This window comes from Listeria immobilis (assembly GCF_014322845.1).
GTDB classification, from domain to species: domain Bacteria; phylum Bacillota; class Bacilli; order Lactobacillales; family Listeriaceae; genus Listeria; species Listeria immobilis.
In genome coordinates, this window is the sequence record NZ_JAASUA010000012.1 from 21,291 (window position 1) to 45,414 (window position 24,124).

Here is a 24,124-nt window from a genome sequence, read left to right on the forward strand (position 1 = left end):
TAAAACGAGTTAATACACTTATAAATTCTGTATTTAGTTTAGCATGACCACTGAAAAAGTCAATGATAATAGAATAAAAAACAAATTGACTACTCTCACTAAGTAAGTAATAATATTATAGAAGTAACAAATAAAACGAATGAGGTGTTCATAGTGTCAAAAGTACTTTTTATTAAAGCATCGCCACTTCCAAATGAAGTATCAAGAAGTTCGCAAGTAGCAGAAACATTTATCGAGGAATACAAAGCGAAAAATCCATCAGATACAATAGAAGAATTAGTATTATATAATACAGAAGTGCCATTACTCGATTTAGAGTTAATGACGGCTGGAAGAGAACTACAAGCTGGAAAAGCATTTACTGATTTAGCTCCAGAAGTACAAAATAGATTGAATACTTATAATGCGCTTACGGAACAATTCCTTGCAGCAGATAAATATATTTTTGTCTTCCCACTTTGGAATCTTGGAATCCCGCCACTACTAAAAGCGTATGTGGATACTTTTGTTGTTGCAGGTAAATCATTCCGCTATACAGAACATGGTCCAGAGCCATTACTAAAAAATAAAAAAGCTATTTTAATTCATGGTAGTGGTGGTGTTTATTCTGCTGGACAAGCAAGTTCTTATACGCACGGAGAACCATATTTAAATACCATTTTACAATTTATCGGTATTGAAGTTGCTCCAACCATTTTTGTAGAAGGTATTGATCATAATCCAAGCAAAGAAGCAGAAATCGTTGCAGCTGCTAAATCGGTAGCGCGTGAAAGTGCTGCTAAATTCTAAAAACTTTGTGAAAAAATTATTAATATCTTTAATTGATAAGGTAGTATTATCAACTGTCTAGACCAATAAACACTTAGAAAAAGATTGCTAATCCCTAAAGATATTGGTAAAGTAGAATAGAAGAATTCAAGGATAAAGTGCTAATTTTTTAGCACTTTATTCTGTTTAATTATTCGAAAGGGATGAATTAGGATGGCGGAGCAGAAAGAAGAATTGCAAAGAGGGCTGAAAAATAGACATATTCAGTTGATTGCAATAGGCGGGGCAATTGGAACAGGGCTTTTTTTAGGAGCTGGAAAAACGATTCATTTAGCTGGTCCATCTATCATGTTAGTTTACTTAATTATTGGGGCTATCTTATTCTTTGTAATGCGAGCTTTGGGTGAGTTATTAATACATAACCCGACAACCGGGTCATTTACAAAATTTGCAGAACAATATATTGGACCATGGGCAGGCTTTATAACAGGTTGGACTTACTGGTTTTGTTGGATTGTCACAGGTATTGCTGAAATCACAGCAGTTGGAATGTATGTAAAATTCTGGGTACCAGATTTGCCACAATGGATACCGGCGCTAGCGTGTGTGTTAGTTTTACTACTTTTTAATTTAGCAACTGTAAAAGCATTTGGTGAAATTGAATTTTGGTTTGCTATTATTAAAGTAGTTGTTATCATTGCGCTAATTGTTATCGGTTTTGTTTTAGTATTTATTGGCTATAAACATGGAACAAGCACTGCGTCATTTTCCAATTTAGTAGATTATGGTGGCTTTTTCCCAAATGGAATAGCTGGATTTTTACTTGCATTTCAAATGGCGACATTTTCGTTTGTGGGTATTGAGCTTGTGGGGGTAACGGCTGGGGAAGCAGATGATCCAGAACGCACATTACCAAAAGCAATTAATAATATTCCCATTCGGATTTTGATTTTCTATATTGGGGCATTGCTCGTTTTAATGTCCATTTATCCATGGAGTAATATTGATCCAAACACAAGTCCATTTGTTAGTGTGTTTTCAATGATTGGTATACCAGCCGCTGCCGGGATTATTAATTTTGTTGTATTAACTGCGGCGATGTCTTCATGTAACAGTGGGATATTCAGTACGAGCCGGATGCTTTATACACTTTCTGCTGAAGGTAAAGCACCGAAAAAAATGCATCATTTAAGTTCTAATGGTGTGCCAGCAACGGCATTAATTACATCAACTGCATGTTTACTTATTGGTGTATTTTTAAACTATTTTTTACCGGAGAAAGTATTTATTTTGGTAACAAGTATAGCAACAATTTGTTTTATTTGGGTTTGGGGAGTAATTTTAGTTGCACACTTACGTTTTCGTCTTAAATACCCAAAAATTGCGGAGAAAAGTACATTTAAGATGCCTTTATCACCATTTATGAACTGGGTTAGTTTAATTTTCTTTGGCGGATTATTAATCATTCTAGGCTTTGCGGCAGATACACGAATCGCATTATTTGTAACGCCAGTATGGTTCTTAATCTTAGGAATTGCATATCAAATTTTAAAAATAACTAAAAATAAAAAGTCGAAAATTCGACATAATTAACGATTAAGCCCTCCATCGCTAAGCAAAGCAGTTTTAGCAGTGGGGGGGCTTTTTTTTGCTAAGAAAAATCGCCGCAAAATTCTTTACAAATCATGAAAATCGTGTAGAATGATAGGTGTTTAGAGACTTTACAGTGCTTATGCATTTCGAGTGAGTACTCACTCATTTTTATTTCATGGCATTTAATGTGAAGTTTTCTACAATTGAGCGTTTATATGTGAATTTCTATACATAAAAAGATAAAGCGTAGCGAAAGGAATGAGGTAAATGATTCATGCAGGGTTAGATGTTGGCTCAACCACAGCGAAAGCCGTAGCGTTGAACGATCAAGGGGATATTTTATTTCAAACGTACAGAAGACATTATTCGGATATTAAAAAAGTAACACTCGAAATTATGCAAGATATGCAAAAAAAATGCGGTATGACAGAAATGACTTTTAAAATCACGGGATCTTCTGGATTAGCTATTTCCAAATTTTTAAAAGTACCATTTGTGCAAGAAGTTATCGCTTGTACTGAAGCAGTGGAACAAGTTATTCCTGAGACAGATGTAGTGATTGAGCTTGGCGGGGAAGATGCGAAAATTATTTATTTTAGTGGTGGTATTGAACAACGAATGAATAATGCTTGTGCTGGCGGTACAGGAGCTTTTATCGACCAAATTGCCACTCTTCTTCAAACGGATCCAACTGGTTTAAATGAATTAGCGCAAAATGCTAATACGATTTATCCAATAGCTTCAAGATGCGGGGTTTTTGCTAAAACAGACGTTCAACCGTTATTAAATGAAGGAGCTAGAAAAGAAGATATTGCGGCATCTATTTTTCAAAGTGTTGTTACACAAACAATTAGCGGACTTGCATGTGGACGGCCAATTCGTGGTAAAGTAGCTTTTCTTGGCGGTCCACTAACATTTCTAGATCAACTACGATACCGTTTTACAGAGACGCTTAAAATGAAAGAGAGCGATATTATTGCTCCACAAAATGCAGAATACTTTATTGCACTTGGAACGGCATTTACAGGGCTTAATGATGTTCCAATTAAAGTAGAAGATATGGTTAACCGACTTTCCAATATGGATATGACAACCATGACAACAGATACAGTAATCTTACCAGCATTATTCGAAAATGAAACGGATCTAGAAAACTTCCGAGCTCGACACAATAAAATGAAAGCTAAACGGGCGAAGTTGGAAGATTACGAAGGTGATGCTTATTTAGGTATTGATGCTGGCTCAACGACTACAAAACTAATCTTGATGAGCCAAACTAATGAAATTTTATATTCATTTTATTCTAGTAATAATGGGAATCCGCTTCAATCTGTTATTGACGCGACGAGTGATTTATATGAAATTTTGCCAGAGAAAGTGCGAATTGCGCAATCGGGTATAACCGGTTATGGTGAATCGCTTATTAAAGCCGCACTAAAAATTGATGTTGGGGAAATCGAAACAGTTGCTCATTACCGTGCTGCTCGCGAATTTTTACCTGATGTAGATTTTATTTTGGATATTGGCGGACAAGATATGAAATGTATGAAAATCAAAAAAGGAGCGCTTGATAGTTTAATGCTTAATGAAGCGTGTTCTGCTGGTTGTGGTTCTTTCTTAGAGACATTTGCTCAAACGCTAAATTTATCTATTGAAGAATTTGCAGCACGTGCGCTAGAAGCAAAAGCGCCAGTGGATCTTGGTTCACGTTGTACAGTGTTTATGAACTCCAAAGTAAAACAAGTGCAAAAAGAAGGCGTCAGTATGGAAGATTTATCTGCTGGACTAGCCTATTCTGTTGTAAAAAATGCACTACAAAAAGTAATCAAACTTCGTAGCCCTAAAGATATTGGCGAAAAAGTGATTGTGCAAGGCGGAACTTTTTATAATGAATCTGTTCTACGTGCCTTTGAACTTTTGACTGGTCGGGAAGTTATTCGTCCGGATATTGCTGGAATGATGGGAGCATACGGGGCAGCACTAATTGCTAGAGAACATTACGAAACTGGTGAAGTAACGGAAATGCTCGTACTTGAAAAATTACGTGAATTTAGTGCTGAAACTTCACAATCGCGCTGTAATCTTTGTAGTAACACATGTCAGCTGACTGTTACTAGATTTGGTGATGACCGGACATTTATTAGTGGAAATCGTTGTGAACGTGGCGAACGCGTTGAAACAAAACGAAATGTTTTACCAAACTTATATGCATATAAATTAAAACGAACTTTTGATTATAAGTCACTCAAAAAATCAGAGGCTACTCGTGGAACTATTGGAATTCCTCGTGCATTAAATGTGTTTGAAAACTATCCGCTTTGGCATACAATTTTAACGAATTTAGGATTCCGTGTGGTACTTTCTTCTAAATCATCTAAAAATCTTTATGATAAAGGAATTGAAACAATTGCATCAGAAGCAGTTTGTTTCCCAGCTAAATTAACACATGGTCATATTATGGATTTGATTAAGAAAAAAGCCGAACGAATTTTCTACCCATCGGTTGTATATGAAAAACCAGAATTTGGTGAAGCAACAAATAACTTTAACTGTCCAGTTGTTGCAGGCTATCCAGAAGTTATTCGTGTCAATGTTGATGCGCTAGAAGAGAAAAATATTCCAATGATTAGCCCATTTTTAACATTAGATAATGAAAAAGCGTTAATTAGCCAAATGATTTTAGCGTTCCCTGAAATCCCAGCAGAAGATATGGAAAAAGCAGTAAAAGCAGGGCTTCTTGAAGCGGAAATGTGTCGTAAAGATATTCAAGAAGAAGGAGAAGCGGCACTTACTTACATTAAGAAAAATAAAATCAAAGGTATCGTTCTCGCAGGACACCCTTATCACATTGATCCAGAAGTAAATCACGGAATTCCAGAACTGATTACCATGAATGGAATGGCTGTATTAACAGAGGATTCGATTTCCCATCTGGGTGAGATTGACCATAAACTTCGCGTTGAAAATCAGTGGAAATATCATGCAAGACTTTATCGCGCAGCAAGTTTTACAGCTAAAAGTGAAGATTTAGAATTCGTGCAATTGACTTCATTTGGTTGTGGTCTAGATGCTATTACAACAGATATGTGTCAGGAAATTATTGAAGGTCATAATAAAGTGTATACTTTGCTTAAAATCGATGAAATCAATAACCTTGGTGCAGCAAGAATTCGCGTCCGTTCCTTGAAAGCTGCAATGGAAGAGCGTGAGAAAAATAATGTTAAACCTAGCATAATGAAAAAACCAAAAGAGCGCGTAATGTTTACAAAAGAAATGAAGAAAACTTACACTATTTTAGCACCACAGTTAGCGCCAACTCATTTTGAAATGTTGGAAGCTGCGTTTAAAGTTGGTGGCTATAATTTAGAAGTACTTCCAGCCGTTACCCCTCGTGCAGTGGATGAAGGTTTGCGTTATGTCAATAATGATGCATGTTATCCAGCTATTTTGACGATTGGGCAAATGATGGATGCGTTAAAACATGGTGATTATGATTTGGATAATTTAGCTGTTTTAATGACGCAAACAGGTGGTGGATGTCGGGCAACCAACTATATCTCCATGTTGAAAAAAGCATTAGGTGAGGCGGGAATTGACCATATTCCAGTAATTTCACTGAATGCAAATGGCCTAGAAAAACAACCAGGATTTAAATTAACTCCTAAAATACTCGTTCGTCTATTAGCAGGAATTAGTATGGGGGATGCACTTGACCGGATGCTTTATCGGACTAGACCTTATGAAGTAGAAGAAGGTAGTGCCAATAAGTTATTCCGTAAATACCTTGATGCTGGTCGTGAGTTAATGGAGGATTATTCTTTTACTGGATATAAAAAACTTGCAAACGAAATGGTTCAAGCTTTCGATCAACTACCAATTACAAATGAAATCAAACCGCGTGTAGGTGTTGTTGGTGAAATTCTTGTGAAATTCCATCCAGGAGCAAATAATAATATTGTTGATGTAATTGAAGAAGAAGGCGGAGAAGCTGTAGTACCAGATTTGACTGATTTTATTTTATATTGCTGTTACGATGACCATTTTGCTGCAAATACATTTGGTCGCTCAAAAGTAAAATCTTTCGCAAAACAAAGTGTGGCAATTCCGCTAATCAATCAATTCCGTAAACCAGTTACAGATGCACTGAAGAAAAGTGAACGTTTTGAAGCGCCAGCAAGTATTGAATCTATTGCAGAAAAAGCAAGCCAATTACTTTCACTTGGAAATAAAATGGGAGAAGGTTGGTTCTTAACAGGAGAAATGTTTGAGCTACTAGATAGTAATGTGCCGAATATTGCTTGTTTACAACCATTCGCTTGTTTACCAAACCATATCACAGGTCGTGGAATGATTAAAGGCTTGAAAAAAATGTATCCAGAAGCCAATATCATGTCTATTGATTATGATGCGGGATCAAGTTCTGTAAACCAATTAAACCGAATTAAATTAATGCTTTCGATTGCTAGAAAACAACTAGAAACAACTGAAGTAGTCACTGAAAAAGAAACTAATACTAAATTTAACCCAAGAGAAAAAATTCTTGGGAAAGCAAAACAAGTCAGAGAGAGCGCTCCAGTTGAAATGATTGGCAATAAAGTGAAACAAGCAAGAGAAGCTGATCCAGTAGGTGCAATTGCTCAAAAAGTAAAACATGTTGCATCATCAAGTAGTGAACATATTCAAACAGATAACGATTAGTAAAAAAACTGTAAGCAGATAGGAAAAGGAACTGCCCTTCAAAAGTAAGATTTTTCGTCTAACTTTTTGGAGGGCACTACAAAACCTAATTGCTTACAGTTTTTATTTTTCAGTAATCAAAGCAAATTTACCATGAATGACTTGTTTTAAATCCATTGGCGCAATACGGATTTGCAAGCCTCTTTTTCCAGCTGAGATAAGTATTGCTTCCAATGACTCTGCACTACTATCAATAAATGTAGGAAATAACTTTTTCATTCCAATAGGAGAACAGCCACCACGGACATAACCAGTTAATTTTTCAAGCGTTGTTACAGGAACTAACTCACATTTCTTATTACCACTAATTTTAGCGATAGTTTTTAGATTAATGGATTTGCCTGCTGGGATACATGCTACAAGGTGCCCAGTTCTATCTCCTGTTAAGCAAATAGTCTTAAAAATATGAGCCGGATCATTACCGGTTTCTAGTGCCACATGTAATGCATCTAGTGAATCCTCATCCCAAGCATATTCTTGAAGCTGGTAAGGGATTTTTTGTTGATCTAATATTCGACAAACATTTGTTTTTTTGTTCACAACTTCACCTCAAATCTAGTTTATTTATGTACAATTTATGACAATTTGGCTCTTTCAATTGGTTTTTTTAGAAAGTTTGGGTACAATAATAGGGTATCAAAAAAGGAGAGGGAGATTTTAATGAAAAAAGGTTTATTTAGCATGATTATGTTGCTTGCCATGATGTTAGTTTTAACAGCATGTGGAGCTTCGAGAGTAGAACCAAAAGAAGCAGGGGAAATTACTGTAAATGCAGTTGTTTACAATAAAGATACTGATAAAGTGAAAGATGTCTATGGTGAAGACGGTAGTGAGTTTGAAAAAGAATTCGAAAAAAGCTTTAAAGAAAGCTTTATCAGCACATTTAGCGCTAGTCTTTCTGGTGATGTTAACATAGACAAAGAAGTAGATGATTTCTACAATGCATTGCGCAAACAAGTAAATGAAAAAACATCTTACACTACTAAAGTAATAAATGACGACAAAGAAAATCCAGAAATTCAATTTGCTGTAAAAGGATTGGACATGAAAGGCGTTCAAGCAGAGCTAACAACAGAATTAACTGCTGATCCATCTATCGCTACTGACAATGAAAAATTAGCGAAGAAAACAATGGAAGTCTACACAAAAGCAGTACAAAATGCAGATGCAGTATCTGAAACAAAAAATGTAAATCTTAAATTAACTGTAAATACAAAAGATGATTCACTTTGGAAAATGGAGAATGACATGGCCTTCATGCAAGAACTAACTTCCGCATTCTTTATGGGTGGCATGTAAAATTAAGTAAAAGCTGTACAAAATAATTTTTTATAAAAACAGGCAACTCTCATCATGGAGGTGCCTGTTTTATTTATAGCGATTAGTTAAAAATAATAAAGTCCCGCAACAATTACTGCTGCTACAAGAATGCCGGGAACTAGGTTTGCAACTCGGATTTTAGTTAAACCAAGTAAATTAAGACCGATAGCTAAAATCATAATACCACCTGTTGCAGTTATCTCATTAATAATTAGGTCCATTAATTCAGCTGGAATAAATTGGTCAATCTGCGTGGCAAACAGAGCAATGATTCCTTCAAAAAGAAATACAGGAATAGCTGATAGCATAACGCCCCAGCCAAGAGTTGTACTAAGAAGCAGTGCAATAAAGCCATCCATAACCGATTTTGTAAATAGAACATCATGATTGCCACGAATACCACTATCAAGCGCCCCGATAATCCCCATTGCTCCAATAACAAAAATAAGTGTAGAAGTAACAAAACCTTTGGAAATATTACTTGCTCCATTTGTACCAACTTTTCGTTCAATCCAGTGACCAAGTTGATTAAGGTGATAATCTATATTAAGCAGTTCCCCTATAATTGCCCCAAAACAAATACTTAAAATAACGATAAGTGAATTGCTCGTTTTAAACCCCATTTGAATACCAAGAACAATAACGGACAAACCCATTCCTTTCATTACAGTGTCTTTTATTCGTTCAGGGATATTATGTAATTTCATACCAATTACTGAACCAATCAAAATTCCTAGTCCATTAACTAGCGCACCAAGTAATACCATTTTATTCCTCCCTTTTAATCAATATTCTTATTATACAGCAACTCACGCAGAATGGGCATAAAAAATCGAAGGAACTAATAATCTAGTCCCTTCGACTAAAAATTCACTTTTCAGCAACTGTAAAGCGCTCATTTAAATGGTTTGGTCGTTCTATTTCGTCCAAAATGGCGATAGCAAAGTCTTCCATACTAATAAAACTATTGCCTTTACTATTAAATAGCAGATGATTTTTTCCAACTTGATAGGTGCCAATTCGTTCGCCTGGCTCAAACATTGCAGGAGGACTAACATATGTCCAGCTGAAAAGCGATTCATTTTCTTTTAAATGTGTTAATTGTTCTGCTTGAGCTTTGGCAGTTGGATAGTATGGAGCTTCTTTTAACCCTTTAGATTCTAGTAACGTATTGCCAGTATCATCAATTTGAAGGCTAGCTGCACCACCTACAACGATAAGTCGCGGCGATACAGTTCCATTTAGAACTTTCATTAAATGTTGCAAGGATAAAACATGTTTCTCAGCTTCTTCTGGACTTGTACCATAAGCATCTACAACAACATTTAAATCAGATACATCAGAAAGTGTTAACTCAAATATATCTTTTTGTAAAATATTAATATCTTTATGTGTTTGGGTGATTTTCCCCGCATTTCTTACAATAGCTGTTACTTCATGACCACGGTCTTTTGCTTCGGCTAAAATTCGTGAACCAGCACGCCCCGTAGCGCCAATTATTCCTATCTTCATAAAAAAAGCCCCCTATTCATTTTTCTGGAATAGATTCTCGCTTGATAGAAGAATTATTCCCGAAAGAAGGGGCTCGAAAACATTTATTTTTAAGATTGTTCTTTTGCAGCAGCGGCTAATTGTTTGATTTTGGCTGCTGAGTAGATGTGAGAAATGGTAAATATAATTAATGCTAACCAGATAAATAGAAAGGCGAATAATTGGATATGGTCAAAACTTTCTTTGAAAAGCAAAACGCCGAGAGCAAGCATTAATGTAGGTCCGATATATTGCAAGAAACCAACCATCGTATAACTGATTTTTTTCGCAGCAGTTGCAAAAAGAAGTAATGGAATAGCGGTAACAATTCCTGCACCAACTAAAATAATATTTGTGTTTGCAGGATATTGCATTAAACCATTAGTTGCAAAAAATAAGACATATATAAGTGCGAATGGTGTAATAATCAGTGTTTCTAGTGTTAAACCTGTCCAAACAGAAACCGGAACAAGTTTTTTAATTAGACCATAAAGTGAAAAGGTGACAGCCATGCCAATTGCAGCCCATGGGACAGAGCCTAAGTGCCAGGTTAAAATTAGTACACCAATAGTAGCAGAGATAACGGCAATTATTTCCCCACGACTTAAACGTTCCTTTAAAATTACGGTAGCTAGCAGAACATTTACAAGTGGATTTATATAATAACCAAGACTTGCCTCAGTTACATGCCCACTATTTACTGTATAAATGAATAAATACCAATTTCCTGTCACTAAAAAAGCAGCTGTAATAATGGCAATAAGCGTTTTTGGCTTAAGTAAAATTGCTTTCGTTTCTTCCAAAACCATGGATGCTTTTCGTAAACAGACAATCAAAAATAGCATAAAAATAAAAGACCATAGTATTCTATAGGCCAAAATTTCCATTGGAGGGACATTTGTCACTAACTTCCAATAGATCGGAAGTACTCCCCAAAAGACATAAGCAAGAGCGCCAGCCATAATGCCACCCAGTTGCCCAGTTTGTTTATTTTCCATAATTAATTTTAGCCCCCCTTTTTTTAAACAATAAGACTATTTTAGCGCAAAAGGAGAAAGAAAGCTATATAAAAATACGAATAGGGTAAGCTATTCGCATTTTTTTAAAATTATTTACTTGCTTCGATTTGGATGTTTAGTTTCACTTCATCGCCAATTAATACGCCACCAGTTTCAAGGGCTGCATTGTAGTTAAGACCAAAATCTTTACGATTGAATTTACCTTTTGCTTCAAAACCAGCTACCATGTTGCCAGTATTAGGATCTTTTCCAGTTCCTTCATAGCTAACTTCCAGTGTTAGTGGTTTAGTTACATCACGAATAGTTAGGTCACCAGTAACCATATATTCATCGTCACCATCTGGCGTAATTTTAGTTGCGGTGAATGTTACATTAGGATATTTCTCTACATTAAAGAAGTCTTCGCTTTTTAAATGACCATCACGTTGAGCTTGACGTGTATCAACTGAAGCAGCATCTACAGAAAAATTTAATTTTGCAGTTGTTAAGTCTTCAGGATCCATTTCGATATCTGCGGAAAAGCTATTAAATGCTCCTTTTACTTTTGATACCATCATATGTTTTACTTGAAACTCGATTGAACTATGCGCTGGGTCTACATTCCATTTTTCTACTGTCATTTTTCATTCCTCCAAATATGTTTTTTATAAAAGCATTCTATTATAATCTAACCTATTTGGGCTGAGATTAAACCTAGTATAAAATACTTTTATGAATTAAGTAAGCAAGTAGCTTAACTGTTAATAGCTAAACTATACCATACTTACTTTTAATAAGCAACTATTAAATCGTAATAAGAAATATATTTTTTTCGTAAATTTAATTGAGTTTTTATCATAAAGTGCGTAGAATAGGTTGTAAGAGGAGGTTGGATGATGACAATTATTAATAAAGATACAGAAAATATTAGCGAACTTTTAAAAACATATTGGTCGATTCAGCGGATTTCAGCGGGGTATGCTGACCAAAATGCAGCTAGTTTAGGTTTAACCATACAACAATTGGCGATTATTAATGTAGTATACAGCGCTCCAGGAATTTCAGTTGCAGAATTAACGAAGCGATTAATCATTACCGGAAGTTCCGCCGCAGCAAATATTGACGGATTAATAAATTTAGGATTAGTAGTGAAATTAAATAAAACAATACCAAGTGATAGTATGGATTTAACCTTAAAACTTTCTAAAAAAGGGGAGGATTTGTCCAAACGATCTACAGCAAATGCGTTTATGTATAAAGCAATGATGAAAGTTTTTGAAAATCTTAACGAATCGGAAGTAAAAGAATTGCTTCGCTTGAATAAAAAAGTAGAAACATTATTAAAAAAGAGTAAATAAAAACATCTCCTGTCACTCAGGTTAGCCTGAATGAACAAGAGATGTTTTTTTATTTTTTATCGAATTTACAATCTTCTAGTGGGATAACTTTGGTTTTATTTACGAATTTAAACGATAACCAGAAAATCAGGAAAATAGGTAGGCCGATATAAGAAATACCTATTTTTTGCCACCAAGCAGGATTTGTGAATTCCGGTTTTAAAAAGGCAGCATAATCTTGTCCGATAATAACCAAAATACATAATATCAATGCAAGTATCGGTCCAAACGGGAAAAATTTCGCTTTATATTTTAGTTCGTTTAAATCATGACCTTGTTTTAAAAATGCTTTACGGAAGCGATAATGACTGATGGCAATACCAACCCAAGCAATAAAGCCTGTTAATCCAGAAGCAGATAGTAACCATGTATAAATTACGGTTCCGTTTTCTGTTAATGTAGTGATAAAGGTCATAGCGCCAATAATGGTTGTCACAATTAAAGCAGCCATTGGAATTCCGCGCTTATTTACATTTCCCAAGAAACGTGGTGCTTTTTTGTCACGAGCCATAGCCCAGAGCATTCTAGTTGAAGCATATAAACCAGAGTTCCCGGCAGATAATACCGAAGTAAGAATAACTGCATTCATTATCGAAGCAGCAAAAGCAAGTCCCGCTTTCTCAAAAACAAGTGTAAAAGGACTAATAGCAACATCTGTCGCATCTGCACTTAGTAAATGCGGGCTTGTATAAGGAATAATCATCCCAATAATAAAAATCGCGAAAATGTAGAATAATAATATCCGCCAAAAAACTTGTTTAATTGCTTTTGGAACACTTTTTTCTGGGGTAGCACTTTCACCAGCAGCAATTCCGACCATTTCTGTTCCTTGAAAAGAGAAACCAGCGATTAAAAATGTTCCAAGGATGGCAAAGAAACCACCTTTGAACGGCGCCTCTCCAGTGGTGAAATTAGAAAAGCCAATTGCTTCTCCACCAAGAATTCCAACAATGGTTAACACTCCTACAATAAGAAAAATAATTACAGTTGCTACTTTGATGATGGAGAACCAATATTCTGATTCGCCGTAAGCTTTTACAGACAAGGCATTTAAACCAAAGATTAGGATGAGGAATATAGCGCTCCATAGCCATGCAGGTGTATTCGGTAGCCAAAATTGAACGATAATAGCTGCGGTAGAAATATCAACTGCAAGGGTAATTGCCCAATTAAACCAATAATTCCAACCAAGTGCAAAACCAAATGCTGGGTCCACAAAACGAGTAGCATATGTACTAAATGAACCTGAAACCGGCATATAGGTGGCCATTTCGCCTAAGCTAGTCATTAAAAAGTAAACCATAATACCAATAGCGATATAGGCAACGAGTGCTCCGCCTGGCCCAGCTGTATGGATGGCATTTCCACTGGCTAAAAACAACCCAGTTCCGATAGATCCACCAATAGCAATCATGGATAAATGTCTCGTTTTTAAGTCACGACGAATTTCGCCATGTGTTTCTTTTTTCAAAATATATCTTCCTTTCTATTTTTAGAGGAAAGTGCGCAAAAAAACAGCCAATCTTCAAGAAATTGGCTGTTACATATTTTACCAACATCTTCTTGTCAGATAGCACATCCATAAGAAAATTTGACAAATTCTTATAGCAGTCCAGCGCTTTTGAGCAACTGTCCCAACAACTATTTCTTAAACAAAGATAAAATAGTCACTTCGGCGATCATCCTGTTCGTTTTTTGTCATTGGCGTCTTTGTTTCGCCTCTAAAAAAGTACTAGTGAATCTCGCAACCTCTACCTCACCATTTGGATGAGGGTTTGTATTTGATTATTTACTCATAATAACGGAAAACAACTCATTTTGCAATACGTTTTTTAATAATTTTGTAAGGCTTCTTTGATAGTGCTGTAAGTTGTTAAAGTAGATAGATTTTCTTCATAGCGAATTAATGTCATGGCGAACTTAGGGGAAATACCTGTAATAATTAACTCTACTCCAGTTAATTTCATAAATCCGTGAAATTTCACAAGATTCATCACTGCATCCTCATTAAAATCCGCAAGTCCGGAAAGATCCATAATTAAGTAATCTTCCTTGCCATTATCCATATAGTCACTTACATATTCAGACATATGCTGAAACCGGTCGTTTGTAAGCGAGCCAATAAGTGGTAAAACACATATATTATCTTTAATAGGTACAATGGGTGTAGAAAGTTTTTCGATTTCTCTTAGGGATTTTTCGAGTTCCAGCTGGTAATTATGTTCTGTTGTAATATCCTTTTGAATACCAACAAAATATAAATGTCCGTTATCATCATAAATCGGTTCAATCGTTAGTTCATTCATAAAAGATGAACCATTTTTTCGGTAATTTTTTAGTAATGCTCTTGTTGTGGTTTTGTTTGTAACTGCATCACGAACTTTTTGGATTTCATTTTTATCTGTATCTTCCCCTTGTAAAAAGTAACAATTGGAACCAAGTGCATCAGCTTTTGTATAGCCGGTAATATTTTCGAAACCTGTGTTTACAAAAATAATTGGATTATTTTTTTGTTCAGCATCAGTAATAATTACCCCAACACTCGATAAATTTAATGCTTCTAAGATAATATCAAATTTTGGATAAGCAGACATCTGCGTGTTTCGCCCCCTTTGAAAATACATCTATATCATAACACGATGATGCGCGAAAGCCCAATGTCAAATTTGTGAATTTAAAATAAGGAAAATCGATAACGAGAAAATATATCAATGAGGGTGTATAATAAAGGTAGAGGTGATACGTTATGTTTATTAGATTTACAAATAGTGCTAAAAAACGGCTTGAAGTACTTCGATCTGGGTTACCTGGACAACTACATTTGTATTACGATACAGAAGGCTGTGCATGTGAGAATAGCGGCATTTTTACGCTTCGTTTAGTAGAAAAACAAACAAAAGAAGATGATGAAGTGGAGTCAAACATTGGTCCGATTTTAATTAAACGCTGGACAAAGATATTTTTAGAGGAAGAATTAATCATTGATTATGATGATAAAGCGAAGGTAATGATGCTAAAAAGTGATGGACAGTATTATAATCGTAATTTACTTTTAGTAACAGAGTCGGATAAAGTAATTAGTTGCCCTGTTAGTGTAAAATAATTCCATTTAAAACCTAGGGTAAATATTATTATTCTAGGTTTTTTGATGAAATTTTCATGAGAATGTAGTGAAACTTTCAACATATAGTGACACTAGCTTCCGAATTGTAGTAACATAGAATAGGGAAGTTTTTTACATAAGGAAGGAGTGTTACGATGGAACAACCATCAGTAGATGAGTTAAAGAGTTGGAGAAATGTTATGCTGCTCCATCGCTTTGCTTTAGAAGAAGTAAATACAAAACTTAAAATATTAAATGAAGAATTTCAATTTATTCATGATTATAACCCAATGGAACACTTGAAATCTCGGGTGAAGTCATTAGAAAGTATTGGGGCAAAATTAGAAAAAAAAGAGTTGGATATTACACCAGAAAATGCGTTAAAACATGTCCATGATATTGCCGGCATTCGGATTACCTGTTCTTTTGTATCAGATATTTTTAGAATTCATGAGATGTTAGCAGGACAAAACGATATTACCATTTTGCGTGTTAAAGATTATGTGACGAATCCTAAACCAAATGGCTATCGGAGTTTACATTTACTTTGTGAAGTACCAGTTTTCTTAACAAACCGTTCTGAAAAAATGACCGTTGAAATTCAAATTCGAACCGTTGCGATGGATTTTTGGGCAAGTTTGGAGCATAAGATTTATTATAAGTATCAGCAAGAAGCGCCAGAGGAATTGGTTAAAGAATTACAAGATGCGGCAAGAATAATTACTCATTTAGATGAAAAAATGAAAAACTTAAATGACCAAATTGACCAGTATAAAAAGGAAAAAGAACAATAAATGATAAAACAGCTTTATTTCTTTGCAGGCCAATACGTTGCAAAGAAATAAAGCTGTTTTATATTTGCGAGATAATTATTTTTGCTTCATAATAATATAGGAGAAAAAACGAAAGGGGCGTACATAATGGAAATATTTTTATATGTTTTAGCATTACTTGTAGCTATTTTTATTTCTAATTTAGTCAATCGCTTTGTGCCCTTTGTATCAGTACCACTTATTCAAATTGGCTTAGGTGTGATGATTGCGCTTGTACCAATTACGTTCGATTTAAAATTAAACCCGGAACTTTTCTTGGTGATGTTTATTGCGCCATTGTTATTTAATGATGGAAGACGAACTGATAAGAAAGCCTTATGGGGAATGCGGATGCCAATTTTGGTATTAGCACTTGGGCTTGTGTTTGCAACGGTAGTGGTTATTGGCTATTTTGTAAATTGGATGATTCCGACCATTCCACTAGCTGCTGCTTTTGCGCTTGCTGCTGCACTTGCGCCTACAGATGCCGTTGCTGTGAGTTCGCTTTCAGGTCGGATAAATTTACCTAAACGAATAATGAATTTGTTAGAAGGAGAAGCTTTAATTAACGATGCATCAGGTTTAGTTGCTTTCCAATTTGCGATTGCAGCGATGGTAACGGGTGTTTTTAGTTTACTGGATGCGAGTATTAGCTTTTTTGTTATTGCAATCGGCGGTGTTTTAGTCGGATTAGTACTTAGTTGGTTAAAATTCAGATTTCTTAAGTGGGTACGCGGGCTTGGAATGGAAGACGTTACTTTCCACATGCTTATCCAAATTTTGACACCATTTATTATTTATTTAGTGGCGGAAGAATTTCATGTTTCTGGAATTTTAGCGGTTGTCGCAGCAGGAATTATGCACTCAATGGAACGAAAGAAAATCGATCCACAATCAGTTAAACTAAATATTGTATCTCAAAGTACTTGGTCAGTTATTATTTTTGTTTTAAATGGGCTTGTGTTTTTACTTTTAGGTACCCAACTTCCTTCTATAATCGAAGTGGTTTGGAATGATTCAGGTATCAGCAACTGGCAAGTGACTGCCTATATTTTATCCATCACCGCTGCTTTAATTTTACTTCGCTTTGTCTGGGTGTATATGTCATGGAATATTGGTGCAAAAAAACGGGAAAAACATAACAAAAAAACAACACGACCAAAACTGCGCCCAGTAATACTTACTTCTTTGTCTGGAGTACGTGGAGCAGTAACATTAGCCAGTGCGCTTGCAATTCCATTTTTCCTAGATGATGGGACACTTTTTCCACAAAGAGCGTTAATTATTTTCTTAGCGTCTGGTGTTATTCTTTGTACATTAGTAATTGCGACATTTATTTTACCACTGTTAGCTAAAAATGAAGAAGTAACAACGGAAGATGAACGAGCAGAAAAAGCGACTCGAATTCGGATTTTAAGAAATGTGATTAGGGAGCTGAAAGAGCAAACTTTACCAGAGACGAAAGCAGCAACAGATGAAGTGATTGAGGACTACCGGAGACGGATTTATGATTTACAGCATAATAGTTCAAATAAAAAGATGGATGAGAGAGAGCGAGAAAAACGGTTAGAAATTATTGAATGGCAACGAATGAATACGCAGAAAAAAGCGGATAGCGGAGAATTGGTAGCAACCGATAGTTATCGCTATCAACATTATCTAAATATGGTGGAGCAAGCAATTAAACAACGCTTCCGAACAAAAATAAAAACAGCATGGATGTTCTTTGTTCGACTTATGATGTTTGTCATTCACCCGAAAAAATGGTACAAAATTAGTCATAAAATGAAAAAAGGGATTTCAAAAGATAATGAACGCTTCCAGGCAATTCGTAAGTTAAGAGAAGAAAATGAGATACTAGTTATCCAAAAATTAAAAGAGCAACTTACAAAAGAAAATGCGGATATTATCGGTCCACTTATTACAGAACATACAATGTTTTTAGAGCGAATTAGGAATGACAGTAATATAACTCGTAGAAAACGTGCAAAATCAGAACAGAAAAAACGCGAAGTTCAAATTGTGGCTTTCCAAACTGAACGTGATATTATTCAGCATCTATTTGAAACAGGTGGAATTTCAAGAGATTTGGCACGTGAACTCCGTCAGAATTTAAATATGATTGAGACTTATTTATATGATGATTTTTTGGGAACCGATTAAAATGATTATAATTGCTTATATACCTAAAGAGGTGTATAGGCGATTTTTTTACTGTTGGAAAATAGAAGCTAATTAAAGAAAACTAAAAAGCCTCGCAGAACGTGGGACAAAGAGCGGGGTTACTACGTATGGATAGATTTACGATTGAACTTTTCTTAAATGGTCACTAAATCGGCAAATTTCTTCTTGCATTTTTAAGTCAGCACGTTGATATTTTCTTGTAAAAGCGAAAATAATTATAACTTTTTCTTTTTCTGTTTCCAAATCCAGAATTGTAATTCTATAAAAAGGCGGCGATTTATAACCACGATAATATAGCTCCTTATCACACGCAACATAATATCTGTGAAAGGGATAATTTTTATCAGAAAACGCTCTTTTATGATAAAAGGCATTTTTCTTGATGGTAAAAACTCCAGAAAAGAAGTAGTGTCTGAAAAATAGGAAGAAAGTTGTCATTAGTGCAAGAAAAATAACTATTCCTGACAAATCATGTACTGAGGAAAAAATATAGGAAATGAGAAATTGTCCACATATAAAAGTTGAAAGGCTCATTATCAATATTGAAGCTAAGTTTATAGTATGTTTTGAAAATCGATATTCCGTCATGGATGCCACCAGCCTCTTGTTGTAATGATAAAATCTTCGCATTAAAAAAATCCTTGTCTAGCTAATAAAACATAAAAAACTATTGTCCGTATGATAGCTTTGTTGTATAATGTATCTTGCTGTAAGTAAACTCTATGTTTAATATTAGTAAACTTATCTAACTTGAGGTTTACTATCACTAAACTTGAAAGAAAGGAAACAGACATGGAAATTGGCAAACGTATTAAAAATCTTAGGCTTAGCAAGAATTTAACGCAAGAGGAACTAGGCGAGCGGACTGATTTAACTAAAGGCTATATTTCACAATTAGAGCGAGATTTAAGTTCGCCATCTATTGAAACCTTGTTTGCTATTTTGGAAGTGCTTGGTTCGACACCAAAAGACTTTTTTGATGAGGAAGAACATAATCAAAAAGTAATATATGGGGAGTTAGAGCATACATTTTTTGAAGATGAAGAGAAGGGATACAGAATTAAGTGGTTGGTTCCGGAATCGAATGAAAAAGAAATGGAACCTGTACTACTTGAAATAGAAGAAAATAGCTATTTTAAAAACTTTGAACCATCGCTTTCTGAAACTTTTGGCTATGTGCTAAACGGAGAAGTGACAGTGATACTTGGAAGAAATGAGTATATCGCAAAAACCGGAGAAGCTATTTATTTCCATGCAGCAGATGAGCATCAAATTATTAACAGATCAAATCAAAAAGCGACACTCATTTTAGTTGCAACGGATTCATATTTATAAGGGGGTAAACTATTTTGACAGAAACAATTATTCGTTTTGAAAATGTAACAAAACAATTTGACAATGATCCACCCGTACTAGACAATGTCAGTTTTGAAATAGAAAAAGGAAAATTTTATACATTATTAGGTCCTTCAGGGTGTGGGAAAACAACTATTTTACGCTTAATTGCTGGTTTTTTAGAAGCGACAGAAGGGCAAATTTTCCTTGGTGAAAAAGTTATTAATCAAATACCAGCAAATAAACGCCCAGTTAATACGGTATTCCAAGATTATGCTCTATTTCCACATTTAAATGTATACGAAAATGTCGCTTTTGGGCTTAGAATAAAAAAATTAAAAAAAGAAGCTATAGACGAAAAAGTCAAAGAAGCTTTACGATTTGTTAATTTAAAAGGATATGAAAAAAGAGAAATTAGCGAAATGTCGGGTGGGCAAAAACAGCGTGTTGCAATTGCACGTGCGATTGTTAATGAACCGGAAGTTATTTTGCTAGATGAGCCGCTTTCGGCGCTTGATTTAAAACTTCGGACTGAAATGCAATATGAACTTCGTGACTTGCAAAAACGGCTTGGAATTACGTTTATTTTTGTGACACATGACCAAGAAGAAGCACTTGCAATGAGTGATGAGATTTTTGTATTAAATAAAGGGGAAATCCAGCAAAGCGGAACACCAATTGATATTTATGATGAACCAATTAATAAATTTGTAGCAGATTTCATTGGTGAATCAAATATTGTCACTGGTAAAATGATGCAAGACTTTGAAGTGGAATTTGTAGAAAGACGCTTTGAATGTGTTGACCAAGGCTTCCGTCCAAATGAAACTGTAGAAGTAGTTATTCGACCAGAAGATCTTGAAATAACTTCTGCTGAAAAAGGGAAACTTCAAGTAACGGTGGACTGGATGCTATTTCGCGGCGTGCATTATGAAGTGGGTTGTATTGATACGGACGGAAATGAGTGGCTCGTTCATACTACAAGAAAAGTTCGTGTTGGTGATAAGATTGGCTTAGCGTTTGATCCAGAGGCAATTCATGTTATGCGTCTTGGGGAAACGGAGGAAGAATTCGATAAGCGGCTGGATAGCTATGATGAGGTGCAGTAATGAATAGACGCACTCGGACGGTATACCTTATTCCTTATGTACTTTGGATTTTACTTTTTGTTGTTGCACCAATTTTATTAATTGTTTATTACTCATTTTTTGATGTTGATGGTAATTTGACGATGGATAATTATATTCACTTTTTCACGCCAGTTTATTTGAAAATGACGGCTAGTTCGTTTTGGTATGCGTTTTTAATTACCGTTTTTACGTTACTTATTTCTTACCCAACAGCTTACTTGCTAACCAAATTGAAACATAAACAATTGTGGTTGCTGTTAATTATTTTGCCAACTTGGATTAATCTACTTTTGAAAGCATATGCCTTTATTGGGATTTTTGGGACTTATGGGGCGGCAAATCAGTTTTTGGAATTGATGGGAATTGGTTCAAAACAAATATTATTTACTGATTTTAGTTTCTTATTTGTATCAACTTATATTTTTATTCCGTTTATGATTTTGCCGATTTTTAATGCGATTGAGGAAATTAACCCAACTTTGATTCAAGCGTCTCGCGATTTAGGCGCATCCAGTTTGACGACGTTTCGACGAGTGATTTTTCCTTTGACAGCAGATGGGGTGAAATCTGGTTGTCAGGCTGTATTTATTCCGGCTTTATCTTTATTTATGATTACAAGATTAATTGCTGGAAACCGGGTGATTACGCTTGGTACAGCTATTGAAGAACATTTCCTTGTCACGCAAGATTGGGGAATGGGTTCAACGATTGGTGTGTTCTTAATAATTGCCATGATTTTAATTATGTTTTTAACGGGCTCTAAAAAGAAAAGAGGTGTGCGTAAATGAAGAAAAGTAAATGGGGAACAATTTATTTAGTACTTATTTTTGTGATTTTATACGCACCCATTTTTTACTTGATTTTCTATTCTTTTAATAAAGGTGGAACAATGTATAATTTTAGCGGGTTTACACTTGATTACTACAAGGAAGTTTTTCAAGATACGCGATTGTTAATTATTGTTTTAAATACCTTTGTTATTGCACTGCTTTCCTCAGTGATTGCAACAGTGATTGGGGTTTTCGGAGCATTGGCGATAAAATTTATGCCAAAACCTTTTGCGAAAAATTCGTTGCTTAGTTTGAATAATGTGTTGATTGTCAGCCCGGACGTTATTATCGGTGCTAGTTTCTTGATTTTCTTTACGATTTTAGGGGTGAAACTAGGCTTTATTTCTGTACTTGTTTCGCATATTGCTTTTAGTATTCCGATTGTCGTACTTATGATATTACCAAAATTACAAGAAATGAGTCCAACATTAATGGATGCTGCCCGTGATTTAGGGGCGAGTCAGTGGCAAGTGCTTTCTAAAGTTATTTTACCGTATATTATGCCAGGTGTTTTAGCAGGATTTTTTATGGCGCTTACGTACTCGCTGGATGATTTTGCGGTCACTTTTTTCGTAACAGGAAATGGCTTCTCTACATTAGCGGTGGAAATTTATTCTCGTGCTAGACAAGGGATTTCGCTTTCTATCAATGCTTTATCTACACTTATTTTCCTATTTACGATTGTTCTTGTTATTGGTTATTACTTTATTAGCAAGCATAATACAAGCAAAAATATTCGAACGGGGGCGACGAAAGAATGAAGCAATTGCTGAAAATTTTTGTGCCAGTTATTGTGGTGGCACTTCTTATGATGCTACTTGCAACAACGATGAACCGTTCAGAAGGATACGCTGGGAGTAACACACTAACGATTTATAACTGGGGCGACTATATTGACCCATCTTTAATAACGAAATTTGAAAAAGAAACGGGTATGAAAGTTATTTATCAAACCTTTGACTCGAATGAAGCAATGATGACAAAAATCGAGCAAGGTGGTACTACTTTTGATATTGCAGTACCGAGTGATTATGCGATTAGTAAAATGAAAGAAGAAAATTTACTAATTCCACTTGATCATTCCAAATTACCCAATGAAAAATATCTCGATCCGCGCTTTATGGATTTGTCTTTTGATGATAATAATAAGTATTCAATGCCATATTTCTGGGGAACACTGGGAATTATTTATAACAAGGAAATGTTCCCAAATAAGAATTTTGATACGTGGGATGCATTATTTGATCCTGACTTGAAAAATCAAATTCTTTTAATTGATGGAGCCCGTGAAGTAATGGGTCTTGGATTAAACAGCTTAGGATATTCCCTCAATGACACAAACAAAGTACATTTAATGGAAGCACGTGACAAGCTTGAAACAATGACTCCCAACGTAAAAGCGATTGTCGGTGATGAAATTAAGTTACTCATGGCCGATAATGAAGCTGGTGTTGCAGTGACTTTTTCCGGTGAAGCGGCAGAAATGCTAAGCGAAAATGAAGATTTAGAATATGTGATTCCAAAAGATGGCTCGAATTTATGGTTTGATAATATGGTCATTCCAAAAACTGCGAAAAATGTCGAGGGCGCCCACAAATTTATCAACTTCATGTTAAAACCAGAAAATGCAGCCATAAATGCCGAATATGTTGGTTACGCCACACCAAATGAAAAAGCAGTGAAACTATTACCAAAAGAAATTTCTAGTGACGAACGTTTTTATCCAAATATGGATGAGCTGACGAATTTAGAAGTATATGATAACTTAGGAAAACGAATGCTATCTTATTATAATGAGCTTTTCTTAGAGTTTAAGATGTATCGCAAGTGATCGGGCAACCGGCGAAAACGTGTTATATCAGCAAGCATTCAGGAGTATAAACAATCGTTTTTATTGCTAGTTTTCCAAAAGTTTACCAAAAGCGACGAAATTGTCGCTTTTTTGGTGTTTTCTATTAGAGAATTCTACCAGAGGTTTTTGGCTGGAAAGCTTGATGTGTATAGCGTTGAGCGTAGATGTTTTTAGAGAAAAATTTTCATGTAAAAAGTCTTGTTAAGAATAGTTTTTTTAAAGTACTAAAATATATACTGTAAATGTTGAAGATGTTTATACTCTATTACTAAAAAAGTTAGAAATAAATAATTAGTTTTTCTAGTTTATAAATTTGTATCCTGCGAATTCTTCCAAATCTAGTTAATTTTGATTGTGATACATATTATTTTAACTAAAAAAGAAAGGATTTTTTTAAAGTATATTAGAGAGCATGCTGCGAGGCAGATTAATTACTAGAATATGTAAGCTTTTATAGTTAAAACAGAAGTTATACTGTAGATATTTCTTATTGTTTTACGGCTTTGAAATAAAAATTTATTAATTGAAAAAGACA

21 protein-coding genes and 1 riboswitch are annotated in these 24,124 nt (G+C 35.0%); of the genes, 13 read left to right on the top strand and 8 right to left on the bottom strand.

The genetic code is table 11. The annotated features are described in order from the left end of the window. The first annotated feature begins 153 nt into the window (after positions 1-153). From HCJ45_RS12855 to HCJ45_RS12865, 3 genes are all read left to right on the top strand, one after another. Entirely contained in the window at positions 154-789 is a 636-nt protein-coding gene (locus HCJ45_RS12855) for an NAD(P)H-dependent oxidoreductase (RefSeq protein WP_187125073.1), read from the top strand. A gap of 192 nt (positions 790-981) precedes the next feature. After that, on the top strand, positions 982-2,361 hold the full coding sequence (locus HCJ45_RS12860; RefSeq protein WP_187125074.1) for an amino acid permease: 1,380 nt from the start codon (positions 982-984) through the stop codon (positions 2,359-2,361). A 267-nt stretch (positions 2,362-2,628) separates the two neighbouring features. Further along, positions 2,629-7,059 carry a 2-hydroxyacyl-CoA dehydratase gene (locus HCJ45_RS12865; protein ID WP_185381523.1) on the top strand — a complete coding sequence of 1,477 codons (4,431 nt, stop codon included), beginning with the start codon at positions 2,629-2,631 and terminating at the stop codon, positions 7,057-7,059. A 102-nt stretch (positions 7,060-7,161) separates the two neighbouring features. On the opposite strand, the gene ybaK is transcribed toward HCJ45_RS12865, so the two are convergent. Further along, complete coding sequence (gene ybaK, locus HCJ45_RS12870; protein WP_187125075.1) at positions 7,162-7,638, bottom strand: Cys-tRNA(Pro) deacylase; 477 nt, start codon at positions 7,636-7,638, stop codon at positions 7,162-7,164. A 120-nt stretch (positions 7,639-7,758) separates the two neighbouring features. On the opposite strand from ybaK, the gene HCJ45_RS12875 reads away from it, so the two are divergent. After that, positions 7,759-8,397: a DUF5105 domain-containing protein gene (locus HCJ45_RS12875; RefSeq protein ID WP_187125076.1), complete on the top strand. Its 639-nt coding sequence runs from the start codon at positions 7,759-7,761 to the stop codon at positions 8,395-8,397. A gap of 86 nt (positions 8,398-8,483) precedes the next feature. Here HCJ45_RS12875 and HCJ45_RS12880 read toward each other — a convergent pair whose 3' ends face one another. From HCJ45_RS12880 to HCJ45_RS12895, 4 genes are all read right to left on the bottom strand, one after another. Then, entirely contained in the window at positions 8,484-9,185 is a 702-nt protein-coding gene (locus HCJ45_RS12880; RefSeq protein ID WP_187125077.1) for a DUF554 domain-containing protein, read from the bottom strand. 103 nt (positions 9,186-9,288) lie between these two features. Continuing rightward, positions 9,289-9,930, bottom strand: coding sequence for an NAD(P)-dependent oxidoreductase (locus tag HCJ45_RS12885; RefSeq protein ID WP_187125078.1), 642 nt, complete (start codon positions 9,928-9,930; stop codon positions 9,289-9,291). An 89-nt stretch (positions 9,931-10,019) separates the two neighbouring features. Next, positions 10,020-10,946, bottom strand: a complete 927-nt coding sequence (gene rarD / locus HCJ45_RS12890) for an EamA family transporter RarD (protein WP_187125079.1) — start codon at positions 10,944-10,946, stop codon at positions 10,020-10,022. Between the two features lie 110 nt (positions 10,947-11,056). Further along, positions 11,057-11,587, bottom strand: a complete 531-nt coding sequence (locus tag HCJ45_RS12895) for a YceI family protein (protein ID WP_185347075.1) — start codon at positions 11,585-11,587, stop codon at positions 11,057-11,059. 255 nt (positions 11,588-11,842) lie between these two features. On the opposite strand from HCJ45_RS12895, the gene HCJ45_RS12900 reads away from it, so the two are divergent. Then, the gene (locus HCJ45_RS12900) at positions 11,843-12,304 is read left to right on the top strand and encodes a MarR family winged helix-turn-helix transcriptional regulator (protein WP_185347121.1); all 462 of its coding nucleotides are present in this window, start codon (positions 11,843-11,845) and stop codon (positions 12,302-12,304) included. A 49-nt stretch (positions 12,305-12,353) separates the two neighbouring features. On the opposite strand, the gene HCJ45_RS12905 is transcribed toward HCJ45_RS12900, so the two are convergent. After that, on the bottom strand, positions 12,354-13,814 hold the full coding sequence (locus tag HCJ45_RS12905) for an amino acid permease (protein WP_187125080.1): 1,461 nt from the start codon (positions 13,812-13,814) through the stop codon (positions 12,354-12,356). Between the two features lie 92 nt (positions 13,815-13,906). Then, positions 13,907-14,105: riboswitch (Lysine riboswitch) on the bottom strand. Between the two features lie 70 nt (positions 14,106-14,175). Continuing rightward, positions 14,176-14,937, bottom strand: a complete 762-nt coding sequence (ytvA, locus tag HCJ45_RS12910) for a YtvA family blue-light photoreceptor (protein ID WP_187125081.1) — start codon at positions 14,935-14,937, stop codon at positions 14,176-14,178. 152 nt (positions 14,938-15,089) lie between these two features. Between ytvA and HCJ45_RS12915 the strand changes: the two genes are divergently transcribed. The 3 genes from HCJ45_RS12915 (at position 15,090) to HCJ45_RS12925 (ending at position 18,421) form a co-directional block, all read left to right on the top strand. Beyond that, positions 15,090-15,446 carry an iron-sulfur cluster biosynthesis family protein gene (locus tag HCJ45_RS12915; RefSeq protein WP_187125082.1) on the top strand — a complete coding sequence of 119 codons (357 nt, stop codon included), beginning with the start codon at positions 15,090-15,092 and terminating at the stop codon, positions 15,444-15,446. Between the two features lie 155 nt (positions 15,447-15,601). Beyond that, on the top strand, positions 15,602-16,240 hold the full coding sequence (locus HCJ45_RS12920; protein ID WP_187125083.1) for a GTP pyrophosphokinase: 639 nt from the start codon (positions 15,602-15,604) through the stop codon (positions 16,238-16,240). Between the two features lie 126 nt (positions 16,241-16,366). Further along, entirely contained in the window at positions 16,367-18,421 is a 2,055-nt protein-coding gene (locus HCJ45_RS12925; RefSeq protein WP_185397537.1) for a Na+/H+ antiporter, read from the top strand. A gap of 138 nt (positions 18,422-18,559) precedes the next feature. On the opposite strand, the gene HCJ45_RS12930 is transcribed toward HCJ45_RS12925, so the two are convergent. After that, positions 18,560-19,030 carry a hypothetical protein gene (locus HCJ45_RS12930; RefSeq protein WP_187125084.1) on the bottom strand — a complete coding sequence of 157 codons (471 nt, stop codon included), beginning with the start codon at positions 19,028-19,030 and terminating at the stop codon, positions 18,560-18,562. Positions 19,031-19,234: 204 nt separating this feature from the next. On the opposite strand from HCJ45_RS12930, the gene HCJ45_RS12935 reads away from it, so the two are divergent. The 5 genes from HCJ45_RS12935 to HCJ45_RS12955 are packed head-to-tail and all read left to right on the top strand — an operon-like array spanning position 19,235 to position 23,568. Beyond that, a complete protein-coding gene (locus HCJ45_RS12935) occupies positions 19,235-19,777 on the top strand; it encodes a helix-turn-helix domain-containing protein (protein ID WP_185347054.1) in 543 nt (180 codons plus the stop codon). 14 nt (positions 19,778-19,791) lie between these two features. Continuing rightward, positions 19,792-20,886 carry an ABC transporter ATP-binding protein gene (locus tag HCJ45_RS12940; protein WP_185347052.1) on the top strand — a complete coding sequence of 365 codons (1,095 nt, stop codon included), beginning with the start codon at positions 19,792-19,794 and terminating at the stop codon, positions 20,884-20,886. Continuing rightward, positions 20,886-21,695 carry an ABC transporter permease gene (locus tag HCJ45_RS12945; RefSeq protein ID WP_185347050.1) on the top strand — a complete coding sequence of 270 codons (810 nt, stop codon included), beginning with the start codon at positions 20,886-20,888 and terminating at the stop codon, positions 21,693-21,695. The genes HCJ45_RS12940 and HCJ45_RS12945 overlap by 1 nt, the downstream gene beginning before the upstream one ends. Then, positions 21,692-22,498 carry an ABC transporter permease gene (locus tag HCJ45_RS12950; protein ID WP_187125085.1) on the top strand — a complete coding sequence of 269 codons (807 nt, stop codon included), beginning with the start codon at positions 21,692-21,694 and terminating at the stop codon, positions 22,496-22,498. The genes HCJ45_RS12945 and HCJ45_RS12950 overlap by 4 nt, the downstream gene beginning before the upstream one ends. Continuing rightward, a complete protein-coding gene (locus tag HCJ45_RS12955; protein ID WP_187125086.1) occupies positions 22,495-23,568 on the top strand; it encodes an ABC transporter substrate-binding protein in 1,074 nt (357 codons plus the stop codon). The genes HCJ45_RS12950 and HCJ45_RS12955 overlap by 4 nt, the downstream gene beginning before the upstream one ends. Positions 23,569-24,124: the final 556 nt, after the last annotated feature.

Bases quoted from the DNA above. Each gene is read 5' to 3' on its own strand.
- HCJ45_RS12945 (WP_185347050.1), top strand. From the start codon at position 20,886: ATGAATAGACGCACTCGGACGGTATACCTTATTCCTTATGTACTTTGG.
- HCJ45_RS12935 (WP_185347054.1), top strand. From the start codon at position 19,235: ATGGAAATTGGCAAACGTATTAAAAATCTTAGGCTTAGCAAGAATTTA.
- HCJ45_RS12880 (WP_187125077.1), bottom strand. From the start codon at position 9,185: ATGGTATTACTTGGTGCGCTAGTTAATGGACTAGGAATTTTGATTGGT.
- HCJ45_RS12930 (WP_187125084.1), bottom strand. From the start codon at position 19,030: ATGACGGAATATCGATTTTCAAAACATACTATAAACTTAGCTTCAATA.
- HCJ45_RS12895 (WP_185347075.1), bottom strand. From the start codon at position 11,587: ATGACAGTAGAAAAATGGAATGTAGACCCAGCGCATAGTTCAATCGAG.
- HCJ45_RS12950 (WP_187125085.1), top strand. From the start codon at position 21,692: ATGAAGAAAAGTAAATGGGGAACAATTTATTTAGTACTTATTTTTGTG.
- HCJ45_RS12875 (WP_187125076.1), top strand. From the start codon at position 7,759: ATGAAAAAAGGTTTATTTAGCATGATTATGTTGCTTGCCATGATGTTA.
- HCJ45_RS12925 (WP_185397537.1), top strand. From the start codon at position 16,367: ATGGAAATATTTTTATATGTTTTAGCATTACTTGTAGCTATTTTTATT.
- HCJ45_RS12915 (WP_187125082.1), top strand. From the start codon at position 15,090: ATGTTTATTAGATTTACAAATAGTGCTAAAAAACGGCTTGAAGTACTT.
- HCJ45_RS12865 (WP_185381523.1), top strand. From the start codon at position 2,629: ATGATTCATGCAGGGTTAGATGTTGGCTCAACCACAGCGAAAGCCGTA.
- HCJ45_RS12885 (WP_187125078.1), bottom strand. From the start codon at position 9,930: ATGAAGATAGGAATAATTGGCGCTACGGGGCGTGCTGGTTCACGAATT.
- HCJ45_RS12920 (WP_187125083.1), top strand. From the start codon at position 15,602: ATGGAACAACCATCAGTAGATGAGTTAAAGAGTTGGAGAAATGTTATG.
- HCJ45_RS12955 (WP_187125086.1), top strand. From the start codon at position 22,495: ATGAAGCAATTGCTGAAAATTTTTGTGCCAGTTATTGTGGTGGCACTT.
- HCJ45_RS12900 (WP_185347121.1), top strand. From the start codon at position 11,843: ATGACAATTATTAATAAAGATACAGAAAATATTAGCGAACTTTTAAAA.
- rarD (WP_187125079.1), bottom strand. From the start codon at position 10,946: ATGGAAAATAAACAAACTGGGCAACTGGGTGGCATTATGGCTGGCGCT.
- HCJ45_RS12860 (WP_187125074.1), top strand. From the start codon at position 982: ATGGCGGAGCAGAAAGAAGAATTGCAAAGAGGGCTGAAAAATAGACAT.
- ytvA (WP_187125081.1), bottom strand. From the start codon at position 14,937: ATGTCTGCTTATCCAAAATTTGATATTATCTTAGAAGCATTAAATTTA.